1 protein-coding gene is annotated in these 1,701 nt (G+C 69.8%); it reads right to left on the bottom strand.

The annotated features are described in order from the left end of the window. Positions 1 to 1,701: carbamoyl-phosphate synthase large subunit (carB, locus tag AB0G16_RS38695; protein ID WP_362816005.1), on the bottom strand; the 1,701-nt coding region annotated here is incomplete at both ends.

Below are 1,701 nucleotides of genomic sequence, written 5' to 3'. Positions count from 1 at the left end.
ACCGCGGCGGTGCGGATCTCGTACCCGTCCAGGCGGGGGCCGGCCTGGCCGGGACTGCCGAAGGGGGTGTTGACGATCAGGTCGATCTCCCCGCCGAGGATCTGTCCCACGATGGTGGCCTGCCCTTGGGGGCCGGGGCCTTCGCTGTGCTTGCGCACGATCTTGGCATGGACGCCGTTGCGGCGCAGGACCTCGGCGGTGCCCTCGGTGGCCAGGATCTCAAAGCCCAGGTCGGCCAGGGCCTTGACGGGGAAGATCATGGCGCGTTTGTCGCGGTTGGCCACCGATACGAATGCCCGTCCCTTGACCGGCAGGGAGCCGTAGGCGGCGGCCTGGGATTTTGCGTAGGCGGTGCCGAAGAAGGCGTCGATGCCCATCACCTCTCCGGTGGAGCGCATCTCGGGGCCCAGGACGATGTCGACGCCGCGAAAGCGGTTGAAGGGCAGCACCGCTTCCTTGACGGCGATGGGCGCATCCAGTGGCAGGGTGCCGCCGTCGCCGTCGGCCGGTAGCAGGCCTTCGGCGCGCAGGCCGGCGACGGTGGCGCCCAGCATGATGCGGGCGGCGGCCTTGGCCAGGGGTACGGCGGTGGCCTTGGAGACGAACGGCACGGTGCGGCTGGCGCGGGGGTTGGCCTCCAGTACGTAGAGGATGTTGGCCGACAGGGCGTATTGGACGTTGAGCAGGCCGCGTACGCCGACGCCGCGGGCGATGGCCTCGGTGGCGGCGCGGATGCGTTTGATGTCGTGGCCGCCCAGGGTCATGGGGGGCAGGGAGCAGGCCGAGTCGCCCGAGTGGATGCCGGCCTCCTCGATGTGTTCCATGACGCCGCCCAGGTAGAGGTCGGTGCCGTCGAAGAGGGCGTCGACGTCGATCTCGACGGCCTCGTCGAGGAATTTGTCGACCAGCACCGGATGGGTGCCGGCGGCGTTGCCGGCCGCGCCGGCCTGGTTCATGTACGTCACCAAGGTGGCGTCGTCGTAGACGATGGCCATGCCGGCGCCGCCCAGCACGTAGGAGGGGCGTACCAGGACGGGGTAGCCGATCTCGGCGGCGATGGTCAGGGCCTGCTCGGCGGTGACGGCGGTGCCGTGTTTGGGGGCGGGCAGGCCGGCCTGGGCCAGGACGCGGCCGAAGGCGCCGCGCTCCTCGGCCAGGTGGATCGATTCGGGCGAGGTGCCCACGATCGGCACGCCGGCGTCCTTGAGGGCTTGGGCCAGGCCCAGGGGGGTCTGGCCGCCGAGCTGGACGATCACGCCGACGACCGGGCCGGTTTGTTGTTCGGCGTGGACGACCTCCAGGACGTCTTCGAGGGTGAGGGGTTCGAAGTAGAGGCGGTCGGAGGTGTCGTAGTCGGTGGAGACGGTCTCGGGGTTGCAGTTGACCATGACGGTCTCGTAGCCGGCTTTGGACAGCTCGAAGGAGGCGTGCACGCAGGCGTAGTCGAACTCGATGCCCTGGCCGATGCGGTTGGGTCCGGAGCCCAGGATGAGGACCTTGGGCCGGTTGCCGGTGGGGACCTCGTTCTCCTCGTCGTAGGTGGAGTAGAGGTAGGGGGTCTGGGCGGCGAACTCGGCGGCGCAGGTGTCGACGGTGTTGTAGACCGGTCGCACGCCCAGGGCGTGGCGCAGGTCGCGTACGCGTGCCTCGTCCATGTCGCGCAGCTCGGCGATCTGGGCGTCACTGAACCCCGAACGCTTG

This window comes from Streptosporangium sp. NPDC023615, from assembly GCF_040640155.1.
Taxonomy (GTDB): domain Bacteria; phylum Actinomycetota; class Actinomycetes; order Streptosporangiales; family Streptosporangiaceae; genus Streptosporangium.
Note: the sequence above shows the minus strand (reverse complement) of the source record. Positions and strands in the feature narration are given on the sequence as shown.